Here is a 25,704-nt window from a genome sequence, read left to right on the forward strand (position 1 = left end):
GCATGCAGCCGGCGCAGGCTCCGCTGGGCGACGAGGCCGAGCAGAACGAGGTCATGGCGCTGGTGATGGTCATCGGCGACCGGCTCGGAATCCGCCACCAGGAGATCGTCACCCGGATGACCGACGTCATCGCCCGGGAGGTCGACTACCTCAACGACCCCGAGCTCATGGCCATGCTGCGCGCCAGCGTCGACAGCAACATCTCGACGATCCTGCACATTATCCGCAACGAGATCCCGCTCGAGCACGTCCAGCCGATCACGGCGGCCACGGAGTACGCGCTGCGGCTGGCGCAGCGTGGGGTGCCGGGTGCATCGCTGCGACGGGCCTATCACTTCGGCTCCGACGACCTGCGCACCTGGATCTTCGAGGAGGTCGAGCAGCTCGACTGCGAGCCCGACGTCAAGCTCAAGCTGCTGCACCACCTCGCCGGCTTCATGCACAAGTACATCGACTGGATCACCCAGCTGTTGCTCGAGGCGCACGAGGACGAGCGGCAGCGGTGGATCGACCAGGGTGCCAGCGAGACGGCGTCACTCGTGGCAAAGGTGCTGGCCCGGCAGCCGGTCTCGTTGACGGAGTTCGCGACCCGGGCGCGTTACCGGCTCGACCAGGTCCATGTCGGTGCTGTCTGCTGGATCGACGGCGCCAACTCGGGCACCGACCAGACCGCCGCGCTGGGTGACCTGGCGCTCCGGCTCGCCGTGATCCTGGGCTGTGGCACCCGGGTGCTGTTCACCGCGGTGGACCGCGGCACGGTGTGGGTGTGGTTCGGCCGGGGCAGGGAGGCCGGACCGGTCGACGTCGAGGTCGTGCGCTCCGCCCTGCAGGACTCGCCGGGTGCGCGGGTCTCCCTGGGCCTGCCGATCGAGGGCATCGATGGATTCCGCCGTTCGCACGACCAGGCCGAGGCGGCCAAGAGTGTTGCGATCGTCTCCTCCAGCGAGGTGACCCACGCGATCGGCTTCGGCGAGCGTGGTGTGCCGATCATGGCGATGCTGGTGCGCGACCTGGCTGCCGCGAGGCGCTGGGTGTACGACGTGCTGGGGCCGCTGGCCCGCGATGGTGAGGCCGAGGGGCGGACGCGCGAGACGCTGCGCGTGTTCCTTGGCACCGGTGGCAGTTATGCCCAGACCTCGGAGAGGCTGCTACTGCACCGCAACTCGGTCAAGTACCGCATCCGCAAGGCCGAGGACGAGCGGGGACGCCCGCTCGAGGACGACCGGCTCGACCTGGAACTGGCTCTGCAGGTGTGCCATTTCCTGGGAGACACGGTGCTGGTCCCGCTCGGTGACCCGGAGGGCTGAGGGCGCGCCTGCCCGGCGTCGCGAAGCGCGCGTGATGGGATGACGTCATGCGTACGCTGGCGGTCGCCCTGCTCCTGGTGCTGACCGGCTGCGGTGGGGGATCGGACCCCGAGCCGGCCGCCTCGGCCAAGCCGAAGGCCACCGCGTCGGCGACCACGGTCAAGCCGACCGTCGCTCCGCCGGAGGGCACTCCTGCCCCGGAGGCGCTCTCGAAGTTCACCTGTGACAAGAATTCCAAGGGCACGTGGAGCGCCTCGGGATACGTCGCCAACGCCAGCAAGGGCAAGGTGACGTTCCAGGTCACGGTCTACGTCGGGGAGGCCACCGGCGGCCCGGAGCAGGCCAAGACCCAACGGGTGACCGTTGCGGGAGGTGGCTCCGCAAAGTTCAGCATTGCCAAGGTCCCGGCGCCCAAGGCGGGCGGCCCGTGCCACGTGCAGGTGCTGGCGACGGCCTAGACCAGTGCCTCGGCGGGCGCGGACTCGACGAAGGCGAAGACCGGGCCCAAAAGCGCGCTGGTCACGTGCCGGCCCGCGCGGACTGGTTGGCCCGTAGCTCGAGGCGCCCGGTGATGACGATCCCCGCAGTGACGACGACAGCGCCGGCGACTGCGTCGAGCACCCAGTGGTTGCCGGTCGCGATGACGACCAGCGTCGTCCCTGCTACGTACGCGCAGGCGATGACCCGGCCGACGAGGTTGGTGTGGCGCCAGATGGCCCACGCGACCCAGACCGTCCAGCCGACGTGGAGTGACGGCATCGCAGCGAGCTCGTTGGTGATGTGGCCGAGGCCGGCCGGCGCCGACGCCTGATTGGTCCACCAGCCGAACCTGGCAGTCTGCGCGAGGGCGTCGAGATAGTGCCCCCCGGGCATGAGGCGCGGAGGGGCAGTGGGCAGCAGCATGTAGCAGACGAGGCCGATGGCGGACCCGATCACGAGGGCGTTGCGGGCCCGCGGGTAATGGGCGCGTTGCCGGAAGAACGCGTAGGCCAGCACGGCTGGCGTGACGACGTAGTGCAGTGAGGCATACCAGAACGACATCGGCACGGCGATGTCCATGATCGGGGTCAGCGCGTGGTTGAGCCACGACTCGAAGTCGAGGTGCAGGTATCGCTCGACGCGAAGAAGCTCGGTCGCCCGGCTCTGTGCGGTGACGAGGTTGTCATCGGCGACGAGCCGGCTGACGCTGTAGGCGATCCAGAGGGTCGCGAGCAGTGCGACCTCGCCGAGTCCGCTGGCGAGTCGCACCCGCCTGCGCACGGCAGCACGTGTCTGCGCGGTGGACATCGGTGTGCCCGCCCCGCGCGACGAGGGAGTCGTCGCGCGGGCCGGGCCGTACCCATGTCCGGTCAAGGTGGACATGACTCAGGTCGCTCAGTGGGCGGCGACAGGAGCGGCGTCCGGGTTCACCGCGACCGGACCGCTGCGGAACAGTGCCCCGCAGAGGACGGCTCCGACTGCGAAGACGCCGGCGGCCCACCAGAACACGGTCGTGTAGCCGTGCACCGCGGCGAGTGCCTGGTTCGCCTCGGACGGGGCCCTGCCGACCAGGTAGTCCGACGTCGCAGTCGCGGCGAACGCACTCAGCACCGCGGTGCCGATCGAGCCACCGATCTGCTGGAACGTGTTGACCGACGCAGAGGCCACACCGGCGTGCTCGGCGTCGACTCCCGATGTTGCGGCGCTGAACGACGGCGCGATGGACAGGCCGATGCCGAGTCCGGTGATGATCAGGCCGGGCAGGATGTTCGCCACGTACGTGCTGGTCACGTCGAGCTGCGCGAAGAACACCATGCCGACCGCGGCCAGAAGCATGCCGACGAAGACCGGGATCCGAGGTCCGATGCGGGCCACGAGTCCGGCGGAGCCGGTGGCCGTGGACATGATGCCGAGGATCATCGGGACGAACGCGAAGCCGGTCTTGAGCGGGCTGTAGCCGAGCGTCAGCGACACGTAGTAGGTCAGGAACAGGAACACCGCGAACAGGCCGATGCCGACGAATGCCACGACGAGGAATGCTGCACCACGGGTGCGGTCCCAGATGATGTGGAGTGGCAACAGGGGGTCGCTGACCCGGCTCTCGACGACGGCGAACACCGCGAGGAGCGCGAGGCCGACGGCGATGCAGACCAACGTCGTGGCGCTGGTCCAGCCGTTGGTCTCCGCGCTGGCGAGACCGTAGACGAACGACACCAGGCCAGCGACGACCACGGCGGTTCCGGGAATGTCGATGCCCTTGGCCGTCTCCGCCTTGGGCTGCTTCTTGAGCAGCAGCGCGGCACCGACCACGGCGAGCAGAGCGAGCGGCACATTGACGTAGAGGCACCAGCGCCAGGAGAGGTACTCGGTCAGCACGCCGCCGAGCATCAGGCCGATGGCGCCACCGCCACCCGCGATCGCGCCGAAGATCGCGAACGCCTTGGCGCGCTCGGCGGCATCTGTGAATGTCACGGTCAACAGGGAGAGGGCCGCGGGAGCGAGTAGGGCGCCGAAGACGCCCTGTGCGACGCGGGCGCCGACGAGCATCTCGAAGCTCCCGGCTGCGCCGCCGACCGCAGAGGCGGCGGCAAACCCGATCAGGCCAGTGATGAACATCGGCCGGCGGCCGATGAGGTCGCTCAGCCGTCCGCCGAGCAGCAGGAGCGACCCGAATGCGAGCGCGTAGCCGGTGACGATCCATTGCCGGTTGTCGTTGGAGAACCCCAGGGCCTCCTGTGCGCTGGGCAGCGCGATGTTGACGATCGTCGCGTCGAGCACCACGATCAGCTGCGCCAGCCCGATGATGCCGAGGATCAGCCACCGGGTCGCGTGGTGTGGGTTGTCGGTGTGGTCAACGACTGGGTCGAGCGCCCGATCGTCGGTCAGTGTGGTTGCCATGGGATCTCCAGGTCTTGGAAGTGGAAAGTCTCTTCCGCTTCACTGTAGACCAAGTGGAAAGCCCCCTCCACTTGAACCGATGTGATCTGTCGCACCAAACGGAAACTTGTCTCCGGTCGGCTACCATGGCCCCATGGCCACCCAGATCGAGCCGACAGAGGCAGACCGACCGCTGCGCGCCGACGCTGCGCGCAACCGCGAGCTGATCCTCGAGACGGCCGCCGAGGTCTTCGCCGAACAGGGCCTGGACGCGGGCTACGACGAGATTGCCCGCCGCGCGGGCATCGGCGTCGGCACGGTCTATCGGCGGTTCCCCGAGCGCGCCGAGCTGGTCCGGGCGCTGTTCGAGTCGCGCATCGAAGAGATCGTCGCGATGGCCCAGGAGGCGGCGAGCCACCCCGTGGTGTGGGACGGTCTGACCTGGTTCCTCGAGAAGGCGCTGGGGCGTCAGGTCACCGACCGTGGCCTCAAGGAGGTCATGTCCCAGACCATCACCTCGGACGAGCACCAGACCGTCGGCCGCGAGCGTATCGGGCCTATCCTGGAGGACATCGTGGCGCGCGCCAAGGCGGACGGAACCCTGCGCGCTGATGTGGAGGCGACCGACATCGGGGTGCAGCTCATGCTGATGAGCTCCATGACGACGCCAGCCCAACCGGATCTGTGGCGCCGTTACCTCGCGCTGTTCCTCGACGGACTACGCGCACGGCCCGGCCTGCAACCCCTGCCCCTGGTCGCACCCCCGGACGAGGCGATGCACGACCTGCTGTGCAACCTGCGAGGCCGCCAGGTCTGACTCAGCCTCGGCTGAGCTGCACCATTTCCTCGCGCGCCACGACCTTGATGCGGGTGCGACCGACTGCCTCGCCGAGCGCGAGCTCGTGGGTGTCGAGCTGCTCCCAGCCCTCCCAGGTCGTGAACTCGATGCCGCGTCCCTCGAGGTAGCGGTTGACATCGGCGCGGTCCGGCGATGCGGGAGCGACCAGCTGGTCGACGTCCGCCAGCAGGAGCTCGATGGTCTGCGCAGCGTCCGACTTGGTGTGGCCGATCAGGCCGACCGGTCCGCGCTTGATCCAACCCGTGACGTACGCGCCGGGCAGCGGCTCGCCGTCGATGTCGATGACCCGACCACCGTCGTTCGGCACTGTTGCACTGGCGTTGTCGAACGGGAGTCCGGCCAGGTTGTCCGAGCGGTAGCCGACAGCGCGGTAGACGGCCTGGACGGGCCAGTCGACGTGCTCGCCGGTGCCGCGGGCATTGCCGGTGCCGTCGAGCTCGGTGACCTCGGTGCGCAGGCCCACGACCTTGCCGTCCTCGCCGAGCACCTCGACGGGATTCTGGCAGAAGTGGATGTGGATGCGGTGGGCTGCGCCGGTCTCTTCCTTGGCGAGGTAGTTCTGCAGGACGTCGACGACGAGCTTGACCGACTTGGAGGCACGGATCGCGTCCATCGATCCCTCGTCGAGCTCGAAGCCCTCGGGGTGGACGACGACGTCGATGTTGGGCGAGTGGTTGAGCTCGCGCAGCTCCATCGGGGTGAACTTGACCTGTGCCGGGCCGCGGCGTGCGAAGACGTGGACGTCCTGGGTCGCGTTGACCCGCAGTCCGGCCTCGACGTTGGCGGGGATCTCGGTGACGAGCTGCTCGTCGGCGGTCTTGGCGAGCATGCGCGCGACATCAAGGCCGACGTTGCCCACACCCAGCACGGCGACGGTCTTGGCGTCGGGATCGAACGGCCAGTCGCGCGGGGCATCGGGGTGGCCGTCGTACCACGACACGAAGTCGGCGCCGCCGAACGATCCCTTGAGGTCGATGCCGGGGATGTCGAGGTCGCGGTCGGCGCGGGCGCCGGTTGCGAAGATCACGGCGTCGTAGAACTGCTGCAGGTGGTCAAGCTTGAGATCGGCGCCGTAGTTGACGTTGCCGAAGAAGCGGATGTCGTCATTGGACAGGACCCGCTTGAGGGCCTTGATGATCTCCTTGATCCGCGGATGGTCCGGCGCGACGCCGTAGCGGATCAGGCCGAACGGCGTCGGATCGCGATCGAGGATGTCGATCGTGACGTCGACCTCGGACTTGGTGAGGATGTCGGCGGCATAGATGCCCGCGGGGCCGGCGCCGATCACTGCGACACGCAACTGCCTGCTCATGCACAACTCCAAGGGGTCGGGATCACCGTGCTCGCAGCAAGTGTATAGAGGAGAAACAGCTGTGCGCACACACGTCTCGCCATCTGAACACGAACGTGTCAAGATATTTGGCGTGGCGTGGGTCACGACCAGGCCCTAGCGTTCACAGCCGGGGGACATCGAAGGAGACTCATGGGGCTTATCGCGCCCACCTTGCCGGACCTCGACGTCGACGCCTGGCGGTCCACGTCGCGTGCCGAACGCACCAAGGTCCTGCAGCAGCACTGGGCCCTTCACGGCTTCGGCACGCCGGGAGGCGTCTACGGTCTGTATGCCCTGAAGATCGCCCTGTACGTCCTCGGCGGTCTCGCGTTTGCCGCGTCGACGCCCGGCATCGGCGATCTCGGCGACGTCGGAGACTGGTGGTCGTCGCCGGTCGTGTTCCAGAAGGTCATCATCTGGACCTTGCTGTTCGAGGTGCTCGGCTTCGGTTGTGGCTTCGGGCCGCTCACGATGCGTTTCCTGCCGCCGATCGGCTCGTTCCTCTACTGGCTGCGGCCCGGGACGATCCGCCTTCCGCCGTGGCCCGACAAGGTCCCTGGCACCACGGGTTCGTCCCGCACGATCCTTGATGTCGCGCTCTACGTCGCCGTCATCGCGGCTGCCGTCTATGTCCTGCTGTCGCCGGCCGACCGCGGCCAGATGCTGATCGAGCCGGCGCGCTTCGTCCCGCTCCTGGTGCTGCTGCCGGTGCTCGGGCTCCGCGACAAGACGATTTTCCTCGCCGCCCGTTCCGAGCACTACTGGGTCACCGCGATCGTCTTCCTGTTCCCGTTCGTCGACATGATCCTCGCGGCGAAGCTGCTGATGCTGGCGATCTGGTGGGGTGCCGCGACATCCAAGCTCAACCAGCACTTCCCCTACGTCGTGTCGACGATGTTCAGCAACTCCCCGGTCATGCCGAAGGCGGTCAAGCGACGGCTCTGGCGCGATGCCGAGACCGATCTCCGGCCCTCGTGGCTCGCCGGAACGCTGGCCCACGTCGGCACAGTGGTCGAGTTCGGCGTGCCCGTCATCCTGCTGTTCTCACGTGGTGGCACCGTCACGACGATCGCGCTGATCGTGATCCTGCTCTTCCACCTCAACATCTTGGCGTCGATCCCGATGGGCGTGCCACTGGAGTGGAACGTGCTGATGGGCTTCGCGGCGGTCTTCTTGTTCGGTGAGCACGCCGAGGTCGGTCTGACCGATGCGACGCAGCCGCTGCTGGTCTACGGACTGTTCGCGCTCGTGGTGATCTCGGTCGCGTGGGGCAACCGGCGTCCTGATCTGTGGTCGTTCCTGCCGTCGATGCGCTACTACGCCGGCACCTGGTCGACCTCGGTCTGGCTGTTCGGCGAGGGCGCCGAGCAGACGTACGCCGACCGGGTCATCAAGGCCGCTCAGCTGCCACACCGGCAGCTGGCCAAGCTCTATCCGCCGGACACCGTCGACCTGATGGTTGGCAAGCTGCAGGCCTGGCGCGGGCTGCACACCCACGGCCGAGCCATGGCAGGTCTGCATCCGCACGCCGCCGCAGATCACGAGTCGCGGTTCGTGCTCGACGGCGAGATGGTGTGCGGCTCGGCGATCGGGTGGAACTTCGGCGACGGGCACCTGCACCAGGAGGCGCTCGTCGCGGCGGTGCAGGAGCGCTGCCACTTCGAGCCAGGTCAGCTGCGCGTCATCGCGATGGAGTCGCAGCCGTTCTGGAACCCCATCCAGCGCTACCGCATCATCGACGCGGCCACCGGCGTGATCGAGACCGGCGAGGTCGACGTCGCCGAGATGGTCAGCCGCCAGCCGTGGGACGGCAGCACACCGTTCCGCATCACCTCGCGTGACGAGTCGGCAGTCGGCTAGGTCTCGCGACCACCTGCAAGCCGGCAACCACCCGCACACCCAACGGAGGTGGATGAGTCGGCTTTCCGGTACTCGGTTTGCCGACTGTCTCACCCCGAGGTCGCGTGAAGGCCGATCAAGTCACCGCCCAGCCGATCGGTTCGTCTGCCACTAGGTTGAGGGCATGACCTCTGCCGTCGTCGTCGGATCCGGACCCAATGGATTGGCGGCAGCTGTTGTCATGGCCCGCGCCGGTATCGACGTCACGGTGCTGGAGGCTGAGGCCGAGATCGGTGGGGGCACTCGATCGGCCGAGCTCAACGTGCCGGGCGTGGTGCACGACATCTGCTCGGCGACCCACCCCACGGGCGTCGCCTCACCGTTCTTCCGGAGCCTCGACCTGGGTCGTCACGGCCTGGAGTGGCTGTGGCCCGAGGTCGACGCGGTCCACCCTCTCGACGGTGGCCGCGCGGGTGTCCTGTTCAGCGATCTGGACCGCACGGTCGAGGGACTGGGAGTCGACGGCAAAGCCTGGCGCAAGCTCTACGAGCCCCTGGTCGAGCACGCGGACGAGCTGATCGCCGAGATCTTCGGGCCGATCCTGCACGTGCCGAAGCACCCGATCATGCTGGCAAAGTTTGGTGTCCGGGCCCTGCAGCCAGCCACCTGGCTGGCCCGGCGCTGGGAGACTGACGAGGCCCGCGCGCTGTTCGCGGGGCTCGCGGCCCACGCGGTCCACCCGCTGCACCGCCCGACGACCGGTGCGCTTGGACTGATGTTCGGCCTGACCAGTCACGCGTACGGCTGGCCCGTCGCCAAGGGCGGGTCGGCGTCGATCGCCCGCGCACTGGCCGCGGACCTGATCGAGCATGGTGGCCGGATCGAGACCGGGCACGAGGTCACCGAGCTCCCGCAGGCCGACATTGTCATGTTCGACACCTCACCGTCGGCGGCCCTGCGCATCGCCGGTGACCGAGTCCCGGGTCGCGTGCGGCGTCCGATCAAGCGTTGGCGCACGGGTCCGGCTGCCTACAAGGTCGACTTCGCGGTCGAGGGCGGCGTGCCATGGACCAACGAGTGGGCGCACAAGGCCGGCACGCTGCACCTCGGGGGCACGCTGGAGGAGCTCAACGCCGCTGAGCGCGAGGTGCATGCCGGCCGGATGCCCGAGCGGCCCGTCGTCCTGCTGTGTCAGCAGTACCTCGCCGATCCGGGACGCTCCGCCGGTGACATCCACCCCGTGTGGTCGTATGCGCACGTGCCGACCGGCTACACCGGGGATGCCACCGAGGCAGTGATCCAGCAGATCGAACGGTTCGCGCCGGGCTTCCGTGACCGCATCGTCGCGACGACCGTCACGACACCTCGCCAGCTCGAGGAGCACAACGCCAACTACATCGGTGGCGACATCGGTGGCGGCGCGAACGATGCGCAGCAGATCGTGATGCGGCCGAGGTTGTCGGCCGACCCCTACTCGCTCGGCGCCAAGGGGCTCTACATCTGCTCGGCGTCGACCCCGCCCGGTGGCGGCGTGCACGGCATGGGTGGCTTCCACGCCGCGACCTCTGCCGTTGCACACCTCACGTGACGACGCCGGTCGGATGGAACCGGATGGGCGGCCGAACCGTTTAGTCTGTGAGCGGCCACCCGTTCCGTACCGTCGAACTAGCCGACGGCTCATTCATCTCACCCAGGAGCCTGACCGATGAAGCTGCCCGCCCACAAGAAGATGTTGTCTGCCGCGGCTGCCGCATCCGTGCTCCTGCTGACCGCTGCTTGCGGTGGCGGCAGTGGTCCCGTCGACGCCACGCCCTCGGCGTCCGGCACGTCCGCCGCCACGGGAGACAGCGCGACCAGCAACGCGACGTACGAGGACGGCGACTACGAGGGTGAGGGTAGCTACAGCAACCCCAGCGGAATCTCCGAGGTCAAGGTCGATGTGACCCTCAAGGACGGCAAGATCTCGGCGGTCGAGGTCACACCCGAGGCCACCGACGGAACGTCCCGTCGGCACCAGCAGGACTTCGCCGGCGGCATCGCTGGCGAGGTCGTCGGCAAGAGCATCAATGACCTGAATGTCGGCGCGGTCGCCGGATCGTCGTTGACGGCCGGCGGCTTCAACGAGGCGATCGAGCAGATCAAGGCCGAAGCCCAGGCCTGAGATGGCTCCCTGGCAGTTCGAGGCGATCGGGACCGCCTGGCAGGTCGACACGCCGGAACCGATCGTCGTGGACGTCATGGCCGAGGTGCTCGACCGGATCGAACGCTTCGACCAGGCGTGGTCGCGCTTTCGTGCCGACTCGCTCGTCTGTGACATCGCCCGGTCGCCGGGCGCGTGGGCGATGCCGGAGGAGGCCGATCATCTGCTGACCTTCTACGACGAGCTGCACGGACTGACCGATGGCGGGGTCAATCCACTGATCGGTCGCACGCTCGCGGACCTCGGCTACGACGCGAGCTACTCGCTCGTCGCGTCGACCTCGCCGGCAGGTGTCCCCGCGTGGGACACGATCAGCTGGGACCCGCCGACCCTTACGACGATCGAGCCGGTCGTGCTGGACGTCGGCGCGGCCGGTAAGGGGCTGCTCGTCGATCTCGTCTCGAGCATCCTCGGTCGGGGCCTCGAACAGTTCACGGTCAACGCGAGCGGGGACATCTATCATCGCGGGACGTCCGCGCTGCGGGTCGCGCTGGAGGACCCCCGCGACCCGGCCATGGCGATCGGGGTCGCCGAGCTCCAGGCAGATGTTGCGCTGTGCGCCTCGGCGACCAATCGCCGCGCGTGGGGCGAGGGGCTGCACCACGTGCTCGACGCACGCACCGGCCGACCGACGCACGACGTCGTCGCGACGTGGGTCGTGGTCGCCCAGTCATGCATGCTGGCGGACGGACTCGCGACTGCGCACTTCCTCGCCGAGCCGAGTGTCCTCATGGGACGCTTCGAGCACGAGTTCGTCCGAATGTACGCCGACGGCCGCCTTGAGTGGTCGCCGAGCTTTCCTGGAGAAGTGTTCGCATGAGGGATGTCCTGGACCGCCAGCTGGGCCGCATCACGATGTACCGGCTCGTCACGATCCTGCTCATGCTGCTGGCTGTGGTGGCGCTCGCCCACACCGCCGCCGGCACCTTCACCGGCACCTTCACGGTCAGGAACGAGCTCGTGATGCTCGCGGTCCTGCTCGTCGCGTCGTACGCGAGCAACCGCCTGCTCGGGCTGGTGTTCCGCATCCGGCCGCACGGGGAGTCGGCGATCATCACGGCGCTCCTGCTGTTCTTCATCTTCCCGCCCGAAACAGAGGTCGGCAGGCTGGCGTGGGTCGCCGCCGCGGCGGTCCTCGGCAACGCCTCGAAGTACGTGCTCGCATGGCGCGGTCGGCACGTGTTCAACCCGGCCGCTGCGGGGGCGTTCCTGGTCTTCCTGATCCCCGAGATCTCGGATCCGGACTCGCCCCACCGGATCTTCGCCGGCTGGTGGATCGCGTCTGAGTCGCTCCTGCCGTTCGTGGCGTTCGGTGCGGTCCTGATCCTGTGGCGCACGCGCCGACTCGACCTCGGCCTCGTTTTCGTCGCAGTGGCCGTCGCGCTCGGGGTGGTGGCTCGGATGAACTTCCACAACCCGGCAGTGCAGGACCTGACCTTCCAGGATGCGTGGACGGCTGCGCTCAACACCTCCGCGATCGTCTTCCTGGCCGGCTTCATGCTCAGTGAGCCGCTGACTCTCCCACCTCGTCGCGCGCAACAGCTCGTGGTGGCCGCGGTGACTGCGGTGGCGTTCACCTACCCGCTCCTGCAGTTCACGGTGCGCGACACACCAATCGACCTCGGGTACTTCCAGGTCAACGAGGCATCGGCGCTCCTGATCGGCAACCTCGTGGCATTCGCCCTCGCCCGCCGGCACGGACTGACCTTCCATCTCGTGGGTGCCCGCCAGCTGACCCCGGAGACCCACGAGCTCACCTTCCGGCCGAAGCGCCGCATCACGTTCCACCCCGGCCAGTACGTCGAGCTGACCGTCCCGCACTCCGGGGCCGACGGGCGCGGCATCCGCAGGTCGTTCAGCATCAGCTCGCCGCCGGGGCCCGACGGACGGGTCTCCTTCGCACTGCGTGTCCCCGAACGATCCTCGACCTTCAAACGCGCCCTGCTGGCGCTCAAGCCCGGCGACAAGGTCCACGCGACCGGTGTCGGCGGCGACTTCCTGCTCCCGACCAACCCCGCAGAGCCGGTCCTGCTGGTTGCCGGGGGCATCGGAATCACGCCATTCCTCAGCCAGCTCCGGCACGAGCCAGCGCGTGATGCCGTGCTCGTCTACGGAGTCTCATCTCCCGAAGAGGTCCCGTTCGCCGAAGAGCTTTCCGGGGCGCGCGTGGTGCTGGTGGGCCCGGCAGCACCGAGCAACCTCCCGGGCGGGTGGACGTACGTGGAGGCGCCGTTCCTCAGCGTCGACCTGATCGCCGCGGCAGTGCCTGACCTGATCGGCCGCCGGGCCTACGTCTCGGGTCCGCCAGCCATGGTGAACGCGGTCCGCCGGGGTCTGGCGAAGCGTTGCAGGAGCCTGCGGACGGACTACTTCACGGGCTACTGAGGCCCTCGGCCCGCGGCGGTCCGGGCTGGGTGCGACACTAGGTGCAAAGTTGATAGGAATGGACTCAACTTTATTGTTGTTGCACTGTGTGACACCCGCTTACGACTCAGGAGAACCCCATGGATCTTGCGAAGTTCACGACGCGCAGCCAGCAGGCACTCGGCGGCGCGGTCTCCGCAGCCGCCGCTGCGGGCAACCCGGCCGTCGAGCCAGCGCACCTGCTCGCTGCCCTCCTCAACCAGGACGGTGGCACCGCCGCACCCCTGATCCAGGCAGCCGGGGTTGACGTCCAGACTGTGCGGGCCGGACTCACCTCAACGCTCTCCGCCCTGCCCTCGGCCAGCGGCGCCAGCGTGCAGAACCCCGGACTTTCCCGCTCGAGCCACGAGGTGCTGCAACGCGCCCAGGACCTGGCCGATCAGCTCGGCGACGACTTCGTGTCGACCGAGCACCTGGTCGTCGGCATCGCCACCGTCGAGTCCAGCGCCAAGAAGCTGCTGACCGAGGCCGGTGCCACCGCAGACTCGCTGCAGGCTGCGTTCGCCGCGGTCCGCGGCACCGCCCGAGTCACCAGCCAGGACGCCGAAGACACCTATCAGTCGTTGGAGAAGTACGGCGTCGACCTCACCGCCGTCGCCCGCGAGGGCAAGCTGGATCCCGTCATTGGCCGCGACAGTGAGATCCGCCGGGTCATCCAGGTCCTCTCGCGACGGACCAAGAACAACCCCGTGCTGATCGGCGAGCCCGGCGTCGGCAAGACCGCGGTCGTCGAGGGGCTGGCCCAGCGCATCGTCGCGGGCGACGTGCCTGAGTCGCTGCGCGGCCGCCGGCTGATCTCCCTGGACCTGGCTGCGATGGTCGCCGGCGCGAAGTATCGCGGCGAGTTCGAGGAGCGGCTCAAGGCCGTCCTGACCGAGATCAAGGAGTCCGACGGCCAGGTCATCACCTTCATCGACGAGCTGCACACTGTGGTCGGGGCGGGCGCCGGCGGTGACAGCTCGATGGACGCCGGCAACATGCTCAAGCCCATGCTGGCGCGCGGCGAGCTGCGGATGATCGGCGCGACGACACTCGACGAGTACCGCGAGCGGATCGAGAAGGACCCGGCGCTGGAGCGTCGCTTCCAGCAGGTCTTCGTGGGTGAGCCCACCCCCGAGGACACCATTGCGATCCTCCGCGGGCTCAAGGAGCGCTACGAGGCCCACCACAAGGTGTCGATCTCCGATGCCGCGCTGGTGGCCGCAGCGACGCTGTCCGACCGCTACATCCCGGGCCGCCAGCTGCCCGACAAGGCGATCGACCTGATCGACGAGGCAGGCAGCCGACTCCGGATGGAGATCGACTCCAGCCCGGTCGAGATCGACGAGCTGCGTCGCGCCGTCGACCGGCTGCGGATGGAGGAGCTGCACCTGGCCAAGGAATCCGACGACGCGAGTCGCGAACGCCTCGACAAGCTCCGCGTCGAGCTGGCCGACAAGCAGGAGGCCCTGCGCGCGCTGGAGACCCGCTGGGAGCGGGAGAAGCAGTCCCTCAATGCGGTCGGTGAGATCAAGGAGCGGATCGACGATGTCCGCAGCCACGCCGAGAAGGCGCAACGCGAGGGCGACATGGACACCGCGAGCCGGCTGATCTACAGCGAGATCCCCGCCATGGAGAAGCAGCTCGCCGAGGCGCAGGCCGCGGAGGCGGCGCAGGAGGGCGAGTCGATGGTGCACGAGGAGGTTGGCGCCGACGACATCGCCGAGGTCGTGGCGGCGTGGACCGGCATCCCGACCGGGCGCCTGCTCGAGGGCGAGACCGGCAAGCTCCTGCGGATGGAGGACGAGCTCGGCAAACGGCTCATCGGGCAGCGCGCCGCGGTCACCGCGGTGTCGGATGCGGTGCGTCGTTCGCGGGCCGGCATCTCCGATCCGGACCGTCCCACGGGTTCGTTCCTCTTCCTCGGCCCGACGGGCGTCGGCAAGACCGAGCTGGCCAAGACCCTTGCGGAGTTCCTGTTCGATGATGAGCGGGCCATCATCCGCATCGACATGAGCGAGTACTCCGAGAAGCACTCGGTCAGTCGGCTCGTCGGCGCGCCTCCCGGCTACGTCGGCTACGACGAGGGCGGACAGCTCACCGAGGCCGTCCGGCGTCGGCCGTACGCCGTCGTGCTGCTCGACGAGGTCGAGAAGGCGCACCCCGAGGTGTTCGACATCCTGCTGCAGGTGCTCGACGACGGCCGCCTGACCGATGGTCAGGGCCGCACGGTCGACTTCCGCAACGTCATCATGATCTTGACCTCGAACCTGGGCTCACGGTTCCTCAGCGACGCGTCGCTGGACCCCGCCGCCAAGCGGGACGCAGTGATGGACGTCGTCAAGGCATCGTTCAAACCCGAGTTCCTGAACCGGCTCGACGAGATCGTCATGTTCGATGCGCTCGGCACCGAGGAGCTGGCGCACATTGTTGATCTCCAGGTCTCGGCGCTCGCGAAGCGGCTTGCGGTCCGGAGGATCAACCTGGACGTCACGCAGTCGGCTCGCGAGTGGCTCGCGGTGACCGGCTGGGATCCGGCCTACGGCGCCCGCCCGCTGCGCCGGCTGGTGCAGCAGGCGATCGGCGACAGGCTGGCGCGCTCGCTGCTGGGCGGGGAGGTCCGGGACGGGGACACCGTGATCGTGGACCGGGACGGCGACGCGGACGAGCTGACGGTCAGGGCAGGCTGACCGGGCACCTTCTGTCCGGCTTGGGGCGCGTGGTGGGATGGGCCCATGACCCAAGCCGGACGAGTTCGCCCGCCCAAGCTGCTGACGGTATGCCTGTATCTGGGCCTCGTCTTCGCCCTCCAGGTCATCAATGTCTTCGTCGAGCTGGCGGATTGGACCTCGCTCGACGGGCAGGCCCGGCTCAAGCGGTGGACCGCTCCGATGGTCGACGAGGGAATGACCCGTGCGGACGCGGAGACGGCGCTCCGCGTTGCGTTCACGATCATCGCGATCGTGTCGGCGGCGGGTCTGGTGTTCGCGGTCTATACCGCGCTGGGCCATTGGGTCAGCCGGATCATGCTGAGCATCGTGGGGCCGATCGTCGCGGTCTACAGCGTGAGCCAGGCGTCGTTCGTCGGCACGATCCAGGGTGTCGTGATCTTCGCCTGCCTCTACCAGGTGTGGACGCCCGACGTCAGGGCGTGGTTCGCGGCCAAGAACGGCAAGCCTCTGCCGGCAGGCTCGGCGCAGCCGGCGCCGGTCGGGACCTGGCCCCCGCCGATGGCTCAGGCAGCACAGCCCGGGACAGCACCGTCCGAGGCAGCGCAGTCCGGCACGGACGAGGCGGATCTGCCGGCGCAACCGGGTCAGGCCCGCGCGCCGCAGCCCGCAGCCCGGCCGCGGCAGGACGTCGTCAAGGTCTGGTCGATGATCATTCTGATCCTCTCCTCGCTGGTTGCGATGGGCTGTGGTGCCTTCCTGGTGGCGTACGAGGTCGCGCGGGACGAGATGGTGCGCCAGCAGGTCGAGTCGGGCGCCAACTGGATGAACCTCAGTGCGGCGGAGGTCCGTGACACGCTGGGGCAGCTCGCGGTGCTCTCGTGGATCGTGCTGCCGATGTGTCTGCTGGCGATCGGTGCCTCGATCGTGCTGCTGCTGCGCCGAGGTCGTCAGCGCTGACCGGGCCCGGCAGCCCGGGACGTAAGAGTCGTCACAACGGCGGCTCACGATGTGCGTCGGCACCTCGCTGGTCGATACACTTAGGGCATGCCTGAAAGCACTGCAGCCGGTCAGAAACGCCCCCACGTCGTCGTCGTGGGAGGCGGATTCGGAGGCATTGCGGCCGTCCGCAAGCTCAAGCGTGCAGATGTCGACGTGACGCTGATCGACCGTCACACGTACAACACGTTTCAGCCGTTGCTCTACCAGGTCGCGACCGCGAGCCTCAACCCCGGCGACATCACCTGGTTCCTCCGCGCGATCCGCGCCAAGCAGAACAACGTCCGATTCCTCAAGGGCTTGGTCGTCTCGATGGACCACGAGGCCAAGACGCTCCAGCTCGACGGCGGGCACGAAGTCAAGTACGACCAGCTCATCATCGCGGTCGGCGTGACGGCCAACTTCTTCGGCATCCCCGGCGCCGAGCAGTACTCGATGCCGCTCTACCGTCGCTCGCAGGCCCTGGCGGTGCGCGACAAGATGTTCGCGAGCCTCGAGGACGCAGCGGTCAACGGCCAGGACCGCGACCTGCGGATCATCGTTGTCGGCGGTGGCGCAACGGGCGTCGAGACCGCTGGTGCCTTCGCCGAGCTGCGCAACAACGACATGCCTGTGACCTATCCCGAGCTCGACTGCAAGCGCGTCCACATCACGCTGATCGAGATGCTGCCGCACGTGCTTGGACCGTTCCACCCCAACCTGCGTGACTATGCCCGCAAGTCGCTGGAGAAGCGCGACGTCGACCTGCGGCTCGGGACCGCGGTCAAGGAGGTGCGCGAGGACGGCGTTCTCGTCGAGCACGATGGCGTCGAGGAGTTCCTCCCCGCCGGCATCGTGGTGTGGGCCAGCGGCATCACGGCGCACTCGACGGTCCGCGACTGGTCCGTGCCGCAGGGCCGCGGCGGTCGGATCGAGACCGACGAGCACCTGCGGGTCAAGGGCATGGACGGCGTCTTCGCGATCGGTGATGTCTCGGTCAGCCCCGACAAGCCGCTCCCGCAGCTTGCCCAGCCGGCGCTCCAGGGCGGCAAGCACGTCGCCAAGGTCATCAAGGCTGATCTCAAGGGCAAGACCGTCAAGCCGTTCAAGTACTCCGACAAGGGCACGATGGCCACGATCGGACGCTCGTCGGCGGTCGCGGAGATCAAGTTCCTCCCGCGCCTGAAGGGCTTCCCGGCCTGGATCATCTGGGTCGGCCTGCACGTCGCAACCCTGCTGGGCAACCGCAACCGGTTCGCGACGATGATCAACCTCACCGCGAAGTACCTCGTCTGGGGCAGCCACAACGCGATCGTCGGTGAGACGCCGCCGGTCGTCGCGCTCAAACCCGTCACGCTCGAGGCTCGCGAGCCCCGCAAGGCCGTGTCGCGATCGGCCGCCCGCAAGGCGGCGGAGGCCACCGTAGCCATGGGCGTCGAGGGCATCAAGCAGCCCAAGGACTAGCAGCGCCGCAGGGCCGCCTCGAGATCGGCGCGCGCCGCCAGCATCGACGGGCCGTACCAGGTCAGCGACCGGCCGGACACCAAGGTCGACGGTGTCTGGCTGAACGCCTCGGGCCCGTCGGTCGCCGTGAAGACGTACGGCTCGTCGGGCAGCAGGACCAGGTCGACGCCGTTGGAGTCGATCTCGTGGAGGTCGACGTGCGGATAGCGGTCGGCGCTCTGGCCGAAGGCGTTGACGACGCCCAGTCGACCGAGGAGGTCGCCGGTGAACGTCCGTGAGCCGACCACCATCCACGGATCGCGCCAGATCGGGATCGCGATCCGGCGACCGGACGGTGGGGCCGGCTCGGCCCACACCTGCTCCGCGTCCGTGAGCCACTGAGGCACGTCCCAGTCGAGCGCCTCGGTGAACAGCCGAGTCATCGAGGCGAAAGCCTGGTCGACCGTCTCGATCACCGTGACCCAGACATTGATGCCGCTCTCGCGTAGGCGCCGGATGTCGAGCTCGCGGTTCTCCTCCTGGTTGGCGATCACCAGATCGGGCCGGAGGGCAGCGATGGCCTTGCGGTCCGGATTCTTGGTCCCCCGCACGCGAGTGACGTCGAGGTCGGCGGGATGGGTGCACCAGTCGGTCGCGCCGACCAGGGCGCCGGGACGTGTCGCGGCGATCGCCTCGGTCAGCGAAGGCACCAGCGACACGATCCGTCGCACCGGCCGGGTGGCATCGACGGGGCGCCCCAGATCGTCGTTCACGCGGAGCGTCGCACGCCCATCGACCCGCTGAGGGGCGCCGGCCAGGCCAGGTCGTTGTCGCGCTCCAGGGCCGCGTCCAGCAGGACCGTGACGTCATCGGGGAATGGGGTGGGTCGCCGCTCGGTCATGTTCATGTGCACGAGGGTTGCCTCCATGACACACGCAAGTCGGCGCTGTGACTCGTTGACGATCAGGCTTACGGAGTGGAGCGCCTTGTCCGTGCGGGCGATCAGGCGGACGTGCACCGAGGCCTCCTCGCCCTCGAGCATCTCCGACAGGTACATCAGGTGGTGCTCCACCGTGAACGTCGACATGCCGCGCGTCGCGATGTAGTCCTCGGGCATGCCGAACTCACGCTGGCACCTTCCCCACAGGGCGGTCCCGCCGAGCTCGAGATATCGGCCGATGTTCATGTGACCGTTGTCGTCGATGAATTCGAGGGGGACGGATCGCACCAGCTGCGCCGGGAGCTCGCGGATCTGGTCGTACGTGGGAAGTGTGGTCACGCCTCGACGATAAGGGTCGTCGCACACTCGACGTACGGATGGGTCCGCGATCGGCAGGCACTCCGTACGGGCCGGCTCAGACGGTGTCGTTCCGTCGGACGTGTGAGCCGGACGCCGTCTCGGCATCTGGATCGCTAGGCCGCGTGTCGCCGTGGATCGGCTCGCGCGCCGCCACACCATCTGCAGGCTCGGCTCGCCGCGGCCCCCCGTCGTCATGGAGGTCAGGATCGATCCGGTCGGCCTCGGCGAGCTGCTCGTCCAGAGCGTCCCGCTGCTGCGCGGCCTGCTGGTCTCGGGCGTCGGCCTGCTGCTCGAGTCGCTCCGCCGCCAGGCGCGCCTCCTCGGCATCGACGCGCGCCGTCGCCGCGTCGGCCTCACTGCGCTGTGCCTCGACGCTTGCGACCTGGGCCCTGTCCCGGATCTCCGTGGCCTCGAGCCGCCTGCGCTCCTCGTCCTCGCGCCGCTTGATTGCCTTGCGGTTCGCGGTCTTGCGGCTCGCCATGAGCAGCAGTAGCGCAACCACGACGATCGCTGCCGCAATTGCCAGCCATACCCACCAGTCGACGTCGGACATGTCATCTCCTCCTCGGGGCGTGGAGGACCTGAGTGGCCCTCCCACACCGATCGCGTACCCATCACGCGTCGGATCATGCGAGAGCCACGCCAGCTCGATGAGCGACTGATGGGTGTGGGCGGGCGAACCGCGGCTTCGGGGGAGAGGAGCCGGGAGGCCTGGTGGGTCAGACGTTCCTGCGGTACTGGCCGCCGACCTCGAAGAACGCCTCGGTGACCTGCTGCAGCGAGCAGACCCGGGCGGCGTCCATCAGGACGGCGAACACGTTCTCGTCGTTGATCGTCGCGAGCCGCAGCCGCTGGATCGCCTCGGCGGCATCGTTGGCGTGCGACTCCTGGAAGCCGCGGACCCGCGTGAGCTGTGACTCCTTCTCGGCCTCGGTCGCGCGGGCCAGCTCGACGGTCGGCGGCTCGGTCTCGGACTCCGGCTTGCGGAACGTGTTGACGCCGATGATCGGCAGCGAGCCATCGTGCTTCTTGTGCTCGTAGAGCATCGACTCGTCCTGGATGCGCCCGCGCTGGTAGCCCGTCTCCATCGCACCGAGCACGCCGCCGCGCTCGTTGATCGCGTCGAACTCGGCCAGCACGGCCTTCTCGACGAGGTCGGTGAGCTCGTCGGTGATGAACGCGCCCTGCGTGGGGTTCTCGTTCATCGCCAGGCCCCACTCCTTGTTGATGATCATCTGGATCGCGAGGGCCCGGCGCACGGACTCCTCGGAAGGAGTCGTGACGGCTTCGTCGTACGCGTTGGTGTGCAGGCTGCTGGCGTTGTCGTAGATCGCGATGAGCGCCTGGAGCGTCGTGCGGATGTCGTTGAAGTCCATCTCCTGCGCGTGCAGCGAGCGGCCCGACGTCTGCACGTGGTACTTCATCTTCTGCGAGCGCTCGTTGGCGCCGTACTTCTCCTTCATCGCGATGGCCCAGATACGGCGCGCGACGCGGCCGAGGACGGAGTACTCGGGGTCCATGCCGTTGGAGAAGAAGAACGACAGGTTGGGCGCGAAGTCATCGATGTCCATGCCGCGGGCGAGATAGGACTCGATGTACGTGAAGCCGTTGGACAGCGTGAACGCGAGCTGGCTGATGGGGTTCGCCCCGGCCTCGGCGATGTGATAGCCCGAGATCGACACGGAGTAGAAGTTCCGCACCCCCTCGTCGATGAAGTACTGCTGGATGTCGCCCATCATCCGGAGCGAGAACTCGGTCGAGAACAGGCAGGTGTTCTGGCCCTGGTCCTCCTTGAGGATGTCCGCCTGAACCGTGCCGCGGACGTTCTGCAGCGCGTACGTCCGCAGGTCGGCGTGCTCGGTGTCGGACGGCTCGCGGCCCTCGCGCTCGCGGAAGGCATCGACCTGCTGGTCGATGACGGTGTTGAGGAAGAACGCCAGGACGGTCGGCGCGGGGCCGTTGATCGTCATCGACACCGAGGTCGACGGGGCGACCAGGTCGAAGCCGTCATACAGCGCCTTCATGTCATCGAGCGTCGCGACCGAGACGCCCGAGGTTCCGACCTTGCCGTAGACATCGGGGCGCGGGTCGGGATCGCGGCCGTACAGCGTGACCGAGTCGAATGCGGTCGACAGCCGGGTCGCGTCGCCGTCGTGCGACAGCAGCTTGAACCGGCGGTTGGTGCGGAACGGATCGCCCTCGCCGGCGAACATGCGTGCGGGGTCCTCGCCGTCGCGCTTGAACGGGAAGACGCCCGCCGTGAACGGGAAGTAGCCCGGCAGGTTCTCCTTGCGCCAGAAGCGCACAAGCTCACCGTGATCGGTCGTCTTCGGCAACGAGACGCGCGGGATCTTGTTGCCCGACAGCGACTCGCGGGTCAATTGGGTGTGGATCTCCCTGCCGCGGATGGTCGTGACCATCTCGTCGCCTGAATAGGACTCGACGACCGACGGCCACGCGTCGATCCGGTCGGTGATCTCGGCCGGCACGGCCTTGCGGGCTTCTGTCACCAACGCCTCGAGCTCGGCTTTCGAGTCGGTCGACAGGGCGTCCTCGCCGGCCACGAGATCGAGGCGCTGGGCCCGGCTCGCCGACTGCGCGAGCGACTCGGTGTCGGCGTGGAAGCCGCGGATCGTCTCGGTGATCTCGGAGAGGTAGCGCACGCGATCGGACGGGACGACCTGTCGGATGCCGCTGGAGTGCCGCACGTCGACGGGGGGCAGGATTCCTTCGACGATCGGCAGGCCCTGCTCGGCGAGGCTGTCGCGCAGGTGCTGGTACAGCGCTGTGACGCCGTCATCGTTGAAGGTTGCGGCGGAGGTGCCGAAGATCGGCATGTCCTCGGGCTTCTTGCCGAAGGCCTCGCGGTTGCGCACCATCTGGCGGCCGACGTCGCGCATGGCGTCCTTGGCCCCGCGGCGCTCGAACTTGTTGATCGCGACGGTGTTGGCGAAGTCGAGCATGTCGATCTTCTCCAGCTGTGACGCGGCACCGAACTCTGGCGTCATGACGTACATCGAGGCGTCGACGTACGGCACGATCGCGGCGTCGCCCTGGCCGATGCCGGGCGTCTCGACGATGACCAGGTCGAAGCCAGCGGCCTTGACGACCGCGATGACGTCCGCGAGTGACTCGGGCAGCTCGTGCGAGCCACGCGTCGCGAGCGAACGGAAGTAGGCTCGCTCGCCGTCCAGGGCATTCATCCGGATGCGGTCGCCGAGAAGTGCGCCGCCGCCCCGGCGACGGGTCGGGTCGACCGCGATCACCGCGATGCGCAGCTTGTCCTGCTGATCGACGCGGAAGCGGCGGACGAGCTCGTCGGTCAGCGAGGACTTGCCCGAGCCACCGGTGCCGGTGATCCCGAGCACGGGAGCGGTGTGTGCGTCGGCCGCTGCGCGGATGCGATCCAGCTGGTCGTCGGACAGCGCGCCAGCCTCGGCGTACGTGATGGCGCGGGAGACTGCCGAGCGATCGCCGGCGATGACGGCCTCGACGTCGAGCTCTCCGAGCTCCAGCAGGCTGAAGTCGCAGTCCTTGACGACCGTGTTGATCATGCCGACCAGGCCCAGGCGCTGACCGTCCTCGGGCGAGAAGATCGTGACACCGCTCTTGCGCAGCCGGGCGATCTCGTTCGGCACGATGACGCCACCGCCACCGCCGACGACGTGGATGTGGCCGGCGCCCTGCTCGCGCAGCGACTCCACGAGGTACTCGAAGTACTCGACATGGCCGCCCTGGTAGGACGAGACCGCGATGCCCTGGACGTCTTCCTCGATCGCCGCATCGACGACTTCCTTGACCGACCGGTTGTGTCCGAGGTGGACGACCTCGGCACCCTGGGACTGCAGGATCCGGCGCATGATGTTGATCGAGGCGTCGTGGCCGTCGAACAGGGCGGAGGCGGTGACGAACCGTACCGGGTTCGTCGGAGTGTGCAGGTCCTGCTGGTTCATGCGTCCTCGATCTCGGTCGTCGGGCGGTCGTGCGAATTCCCTAGGTCTTAAAATAGTCGGGCATCCAAGTAATTGCCAGTCCGAGTGATGCACGTCCCCTACGATGGTGCCCATGCCGCGCGACCCGAAGCTGCCGTTCGACCCGATCGAGCGCGCCTCCGAGCTCTGGACCAAGCACATCGGAGACCCGACCTCGATGCGTCTTGCGACCTCGATCATGCGGGTCCAACAACTGATCATCGCCGAGCTCGACGCGGCGCTCAAGCCCTATGGAATCACCTTCGCGCGCTACGAGGTGCTGGTTCTGCTGTCGTTCAGCTCGACCGGCCGGTTGCCGCTCAGCAAGATCGGCGAGCGGCTCATGGTGCACCCCACCTCCGTGACCAACGCGATGGACCGGCTCGAGGGCCAGGGCCTGGTCAAGCGGGTCGCCGACAGCACCGACCGGCGACGTACGTTCGCCGAGCTCACACCCGAGGGTGAAGCAGTCCTGGCCAAGGCGACCGACACGATCATGTCGATCGACTTCGCGGTCAAGGGTCTCGACGCCTCCGAGCAGGACAAGACGTACGAGCTGCTGCGCAGCCTGCGGCTCTCCGCGGGCGACTTCGACTGACGGCCCGGCGGCTGCTCAGTCGACGAGCATCGCCGCGCCGAGAGTCTCCTCCGGGACGCCGAATCCCTCGATCAGGGTCAGGGTGTGTGGGCGCAGCTTTTCCAGCAGCTCGTTGACCAATGTGGTCACGGTCTTGGCCCGCGTGTCGGCCAGCCGGTTGTGGCCCATGAACCACGCGAGGTCCTCCTCGATCGAGGTCAGCGCGTACAGCGAGCACACGTCGCGGAGCAGCTCCTGGGCCTCCGGGCTCTCGCAGCGGGCGATTCCGGCGGTGAACGCCTCGAGCACGATGCGCTCGATGTGGACCCGCCCCGCACGGATGACGTGGTCCTGGGCGGAGTTGAACACCGTGAAGGCCTCGGCCTTGTCGCTCCCCGCGCGGCGCAGGCGACGGGCGGCGGTCTCGAGCACGTGCTCCTCACGGTCCTCGAACAGGCTGAGCTGGGTGCCGCGGTCGAGCAGGTCGTGGTCATCGTCACTCTTGCCGGGGCGGGCATCGATCAGTCGCTGGATCAGCTGCGACGCGGCGGTGCGCTCCTTGACGACATCGGCGACCGTGCTGGCCGCGAAACGTACGAGCCCGACCGGATCGAGTCCACCGACCTCGGCGGCGTACGCCGTGAGCAGCTCCTTGGCCACGAGTTGGAACAGCACGTGGTTGTCACCCTCGAACGTCGTGAAAACGTCGGTGTCGCCCTTGAGCGTCGTGAGCCGGTTCTCGGCAAGGTAGCCCGCGCCGCCGCAGGCCTCGCGGGCCTCCTGGATGGCCTTGGTCGCATGCCACGTCTGGGCTGCCTTGAGGCCTGCGGCCCGGCTCTCGAGCTCACGCTGCTGGTGCGGCGGGGGCGGCTCCTCCGAGCTCTGGATGCGGTCCATGCGCGCCACGAGCTGGTTCTGGGCGAAGCGATAGGCGTACGACCGGGCGATCAGCGGCAGAAGGCGTCGCTGGTGCATCCGGTAGTCCATCAGCAGCACCTCCTGACCTGGCTCGGAGCTGAACTGGCGCCGCTTCAGGGCGTAGCGGCCGGCGATGCTGAGGGCCACCTCGGTTGCCGCGCTGGCCGAGCCGCCCACGCTGACCCGGCCTCGCACCAGCGTGCCGAGCATCGTGAAGAAGCGGGCGTTCGCGTTGTCGATCGGCGAGGAGTAGGTGCCTCCCTCATCGACGTGGCCGTACTTGTTGAGCAGGTTCTCGCGCGGGATGCGCACCTGGTCGAAGACGAGGCGACCGTTGTCGACCGCGCCGAGGCCACCCTTGTGCTTGTCGTCCGACGTCGTGACGCCGGGAAGGTCGTTGCCCTTGTCGTCCCGCAGCGGCACGAGGAAGCAGTGGACGCCGTGGTTCTCACCCTTCGTGACGAGCTGGGCGAACACAGCCCCGACCTGCGCGTGCGCGGCGGCTCCGCCGATGTAGTCCTTGCGCGAGGAGGGTGTCGGCGAGTGGATCACGAACTCCTCGGTCGCCGGATCGAAGGTCGCGGTGGTCTCCAGACTCTGCACGTCGCTGCCGTGGCCGGTCTCGGTCATCGCGAAGCAACCGAGGATGTCCAGGTTGATCAGCCCGGGGATGTACGCCTGGTGGTGCTTGTCGGTGCCGAGGTTCTCGATCGCCCCGCCGAACAGGCCCCACTGCACGCCGGCCTTGACCATCAGCGAGAGGTCGAACTGCGCCAGCATCTCGATGCCGGTCACCGCCATGCCGGGATCGCCCGTGCCGCGTTGGCACCGGCGGGATCGGCACGAGCTGCTGCGGACCCGTGCCCGGGCCTGGTCGAGCGTCAGGTCGTGGTCGAAGGCCAGATCCAGGGCTGCGAGGTCCTTGCGGGACTGCTCGCGCACGTGGCGCCACTTGCCGTCGAGAGCGATGCGGACGTCGTCACTGAGTGCCATGGAGAAACCGTACTCGGATCGCGGGCTCGCGGCAGGGGATGCGCACCGTATCGCTCCG

At 68.2% G+C, this 25,704-nt stretch carries 20 protein-coding genes; 12 read left to right on the forward strand and 8 right to left on the reverse strand.

All coding sequences use genetic code 11. From position 1 onward, the window contains the following. Positions 1–2: 2 nt before the first annotated feature. Positions 3–1,307: a CdaR family transcriptional regulator gene (locus C6I20_RS00195; protein ID WP_118394119.1), complete on the forward strand. Its 1,305-nt coding sequence runs from the start codon at positions 3–5 to the stop codon at positions 1,305–1,307. Positions 1,308–1,354: 47 nt separating this feature from the next. Then, complete coding sequence (locus C6I20_RS00200) at positions 1,355–1,765, forward strand: hypothetical protein (RefSeq protein WP_118394120.1); 411 nt, start codon at positions 1,355–1,357, stop codon at positions 1,763–1,765. Positions 1,766–1,826: 61 nt separating this feature from the next. Here the strand turns inward: C6I20_RS00200 and C6I20_RS00205 are convergent, their stop codons facing one another. Beyond that, the gene (locus C6I20_RS00205) at positions 1,827–2,669 is read right to left on the reverse strand and encodes a phosphatase PAP2 family protein (protein WP_118394121.1); all 843 of its coding nucleotides are present in this window, start codon (positions 2,667–2,669) and stop codon (positions 1,827–1,829) included. Between the two features lie 12 nt (positions 2,670–2,681). Continuing rightward, positions 2,682–4,184 (reverse strand): MFS transporter, encoded by a 1,503-nt coding sequence (locus tag C6I20_RS00210; RefSeq protein ID WP_118394122.1) that lies wholly within the window; start codon positions 4,182–4,184, stop codon positions 2,682–2,684. A 133-nt stretch (positions 4,185–4,317) separates the two neighbouring features. On the opposite strand from C6I20_RS00210, the gene C6I20_RS00215 reads away from it, so the two are divergent. Beyond that, positions 4,318–4,980, forward strand: coding sequence for a TetR/AcrR family transcriptional regulator (locus C6I20_RS00215; RefSeq protein ID WP_118394123.1), 663 nt, complete (start codon positions 4,318–4,320; stop codon positions 4,978–4,980). A gap of 1 nt (position 4,981) precedes the next feature. Here C6I20_RS00215 and C6I20_RS00220 read toward each other — a convergent pair whose 3' ends face one another. Beyond that, entirely contained in the window at positions 4,982–6,334 is a 1,353-nt protein-coding gene (locus tag C6I20_RS00220) for an FAD-dependent oxidoreductase (protein WP_118394124.1), read from the reverse strand. A 171-nt stretch (positions 6,335–6,505) separates the two neighbouring features. On the opposite strand from C6I20_RS00220, the gene C6I20_RS00225 reads away from it, so the two are divergent. The 8 genes from C6I20_RS00225 (at position 6,506) to C6I20_RS00260 (ending at position 17,908) form a co-directional block, all read left to right on the forward strand. Beyond that, entirely contained in the window at positions 6,506–8,215 is a 1,710-nt protein-coding gene (locus C6I20_RS00225; RefSeq protein ID WP_118394125.1) for a DUF3556 domain-containing protein, read from the forward strand. Between the two features lie 163 nt (positions 8,216–8,378). Continuing rightward, positions 8,379–9,782, forward strand: a complete 1,404-nt coding sequence (locus C6I20_RS00230; RefSeq protein ID WP_118394126.1) for an NAD(P)/FAD-dependent oxidoreductase — start codon at positions 8,379–8,381, stop codon at positions 9,780–9,782. Between the two features lie 117 nt (positions 9,783–9,899). Continuing rightward, the gene (locus C6I20_RS00235) at positions 9,900–10,355 is read left to right on the forward strand and encodes an FMN-binding protein (protein WP_118394127.1); all 456 of its coding nucleotides are present in this window, start codon (positions 9,900–9,902) and stop codon (positions 10,353–10,355) included. 1 nt (position 10,356) lies between these two features. Further along, positions 10,357–11,214, forward strand: a complete 858-nt coding sequence (locus tag C6I20_RS00240; protein WP_118394128.1) for an FAD:protein FMN transferase — start codon at positions 10,357–10,359, stop codon at positions 11,212–11,214. Continuing rightward, positions 11,211–12,779: a ferredoxin--NADP reductase gene (locus C6I20_RS00245; protein ID WP_118394129.1), complete on the forward strand. Its 1,569-nt coding sequence runs from the start codon at positions 11,211–11,213 to the stop codon at positions 12,777–12,779. The genes C6I20_RS00240 and C6I20_RS00245 overlap by 4 nt, the downstream gene beginning before the upstream one ends. Positions 12,780–12,898: 119 nt before the next feature. Then, entirely contained in the window at positions 12,899–15,487 is a 2,589-nt protein-coding gene (gene clpB, locus C6I20_RS00250) for an ATP-dependent chaperone ClpB (protein ID WP_118394130.1), read from the forward strand. 45 nt (positions 15,488–15,532) lie between these two features. Continuing rightward, positions 15,533–16,426, forward strand: coding sequence for a hypothetical protein (locus C6I20_RS00255; RefSeq protein WP_118394131.1), 894 nt, complete (start codon positions 15,533–15,535; stop codon positions 16,424–16,426). An 87-nt stretch (positions 16,427–16,513) separates the two neighbouring features. After that, positions 16,514–17,908 carry an NAD(P)/FAD-dependent oxidoreductase gene (locus tag C6I20_RS00260; RefSeq protein ID WP_118394132.1) on the forward strand — a complete coding sequence of 465 codons (1,395 nt, stop codon included), beginning with the start codon at positions 16,514–16,516 and terminating at the stop codon, positions 17,906–17,908. Here C6I20_RS00260 and C6I20_RS00265 read toward each other — a convergent pair. The 4 genes from C6I20_RS00265 to icmF form a co-directional block, all read right to left on the reverse strand. After that, positions 17,905–18,660: a helical backbone metal receptor gene (locus tag C6I20_RS00265; protein WP_118394133.1), complete on the reverse strand. Its 756-nt coding sequence runs from the start codon at positions 18,658–18,660 to the stop codon at positions 17,905–17,907. The two genes, C6I20_RS00260 and C6I20_RS00265, sit on opposite strands and share 4 nt — an antisense overlap. Then, complete coding sequence (locus tag C6I20_RS16950; RefSeq protein WP_162891038.1) at positions 18,657–19,166, reverse strand: thioesterase family protein; 510 nt, start codon at positions 19,164–19,166, stop codon at positions 18,657–18,659. Before C6I20_RS16950 ends, C6I20_RS00265 begins: the two co-directional genes overlap by 4 nt. A gap of 76 nt (positions 19,167–19,242) precedes the next feature. Continuing rightward, entirely contained in the window at positions 19,243–19,740 is a 498-nt protein-coding gene (locus C6I20_RS16955) for a hypothetical protein (RefSeq protein ID WP_162891039.1), read from the reverse strand. A 166-nt stretch (positions 19,741–19,906) separates the two neighbouring features. After that, positions 19,907–23,140: a fused isobutyryl-CoA mutase/GTPase IcmF gene (gene icmF / locus C6I20_RS00275; RefSeq protein WP_118394135.1), complete on the reverse strand. Its 3,234-nt coding sequence runs from the start codon at positions 23,138–23,140 to the stop codon at positions 19,907–19,909. A 112-nt stretch (positions 23,141–23,252) separates the two neighbouring features. Between icmF and C6I20_RS00280 the strand changes: the two genes are divergently transcribed. Next, the gene (locus C6I20_RS00280) at positions 23,253–23,756 is read left to right on the forward strand and encodes a MarR family winged helix-turn-helix transcriptional regulator (RefSeq protein WP_118394136.1); all 504 of its coding nucleotides are present in this window, start codon (positions 23,253–23,255) and stop codon (positions 23,754–23,756) included. A 15-nt stretch (positions 23,757–23,771) separates the two neighbouring features. Here C6I20_RS00280 and C6I20_RS00285 read toward each other — a convergent pair whose 3' ends face one another. Further along, positions 23,772–25,646 carry an acyl-CoA dehydrogenase gene (locus C6I20_RS00285; RefSeq protein WP_118394137.1) on the reverse strand — a complete coding sequence of 625 codons (1,875 nt, stop codon included), beginning with the start codon at positions 25,644–25,646 and terminating at the stop codon, positions 23,772–23,774. Positions 25,647–25,704 lie beyond the last annotated feature (58 nt).

Source organism: Aeromicrobium sp. A1-2 (assembly GCF_003443875.1).
GTDB lineage: Bacteria > Actinomycetota > Actinomycetes > Propionibacteriales > Nocardioidaceae > Aeromicrobium.

Coding starts and splice junctions, on each gene's coding strand:
- C6I20_RS00195 (WP_118394119.1), top strand. CDS start 3: ATGCAGCCGGCGCAGGCTCCGCTGGGCGACGAGGCCGAGCAGAACGAG.
- C6I20_RS00200 (WP_118394120.1), top strand. CDS start 1,355: ATGCGTACGCTGGCGGTCGCCCTGCTCCTGGTGCTGACCGGCTGCGGT.
- C6I20_RS00205 (WP_118394121.1), bottom strand. CDS start 2,669: ATGTCCACCTTGACCGGACATGGGTACGGCCCGGCCCGCGCGACGACT.
- C6I20_RS00210 (WP_118394122.1), bottom strand. CDS start 4,184: ATGGCAACCACACTGACCGACGATCGGGCGCTCGACCCAGTCGTTGAC.
- C6I20_RS00215 (WP_118394123.1), top strand. CDS start 4,318: ATGGCCACCCAGATCGAGCCGACAGAGGCAGACCGACCGCTGCGCGCC.
- C6I20_RS00220 (WP_118394124.1), bottom strand. CDS start 6,334: ATGAGCAGGCAGTTGCGTGTCGCAGTGATCGGCGCCGGCCCCGCGGGC.
- C6I20_RS00225 (WP_118394125.1), top strand. CDS start 6,506: ATGGGGCTTATCGCGCCCACCTTGCCGGACCTCGACGTCGACGCCTGG.
- C6I20_RS00230 (WP_118394126.1), top strand. CDS start 8,379: ATGACCTCTGCCGTCGTCGTCGGATCCGGACCCAATGGATTGGCGGCA.
- C6I20_RS00235 (WP_118394127.1), top strand. CDS start 9,900: ATGAAGCTGCCCGCCCACAAGAAGATGTTGTCTGCCGCGGCTGCCGCA.
- C6I20_RS00240 (WP_118394128.1), top strand. CDS start 10,357: ATGGCTCCCTGGCAGTTCGAGGCGATCGGGACCGCCTGGCAGGTCGAC.
- C6I20_RS00245 (WP_118394129.1), top strand. CDS start 11,211: ATGAGGGATGTCCTGGACCGCCAGCTGGGCCGCATCACGATGTACCGG.
- clpB (WP_118394130.1), top strand. CDS start 12,899: ATGGATCTTGCGAAGTTCACGACGCGCAGCCAGCAGGCACTCGGCGGC.
- C6I20_RS00255 (WP_118394131.1), top strand. CDS start 15,533: ATGACCCAAGCCGGACGAGTTCGCCCGCCCAAGCTGCTGACGGTATGC.
- C6I20_RS00260 (WP_118394132.1), top strand. CDS start 16,514: ATGCCTGAAAGCACTGCAGCCGGTCAGAAACGCCCCCACGTCGTCGTC.
- C6I20_RS16955 (WP_162891039.1), bottom strand. CDS start 19,740: ATGTCCGACGTCGACTGGTGGGTATGGCTGGCAATTGCGGCAGCGATC.
- icmF (WP_118394135.1), bottom strand. CDS start 23,140: ATGAACCAGCAGGACCTGCACACTCCGACGAACCCGGTACGGTTCGTC.
- C6I20_RS00280 (WP_118394136.1), top strand. CDS start 23,253: ATGCCGCGCGACCCGAAGCTGCCGTTCGACCCGATCGAGCGCGCCTCC.
- C6I20_RS00285 (WP_118394137.1), bottom strand. CDS start 25,646: ATGGCACTCAGTGACGACGTCCGCATCGCTCTCGACGGCAAGTGGCGC.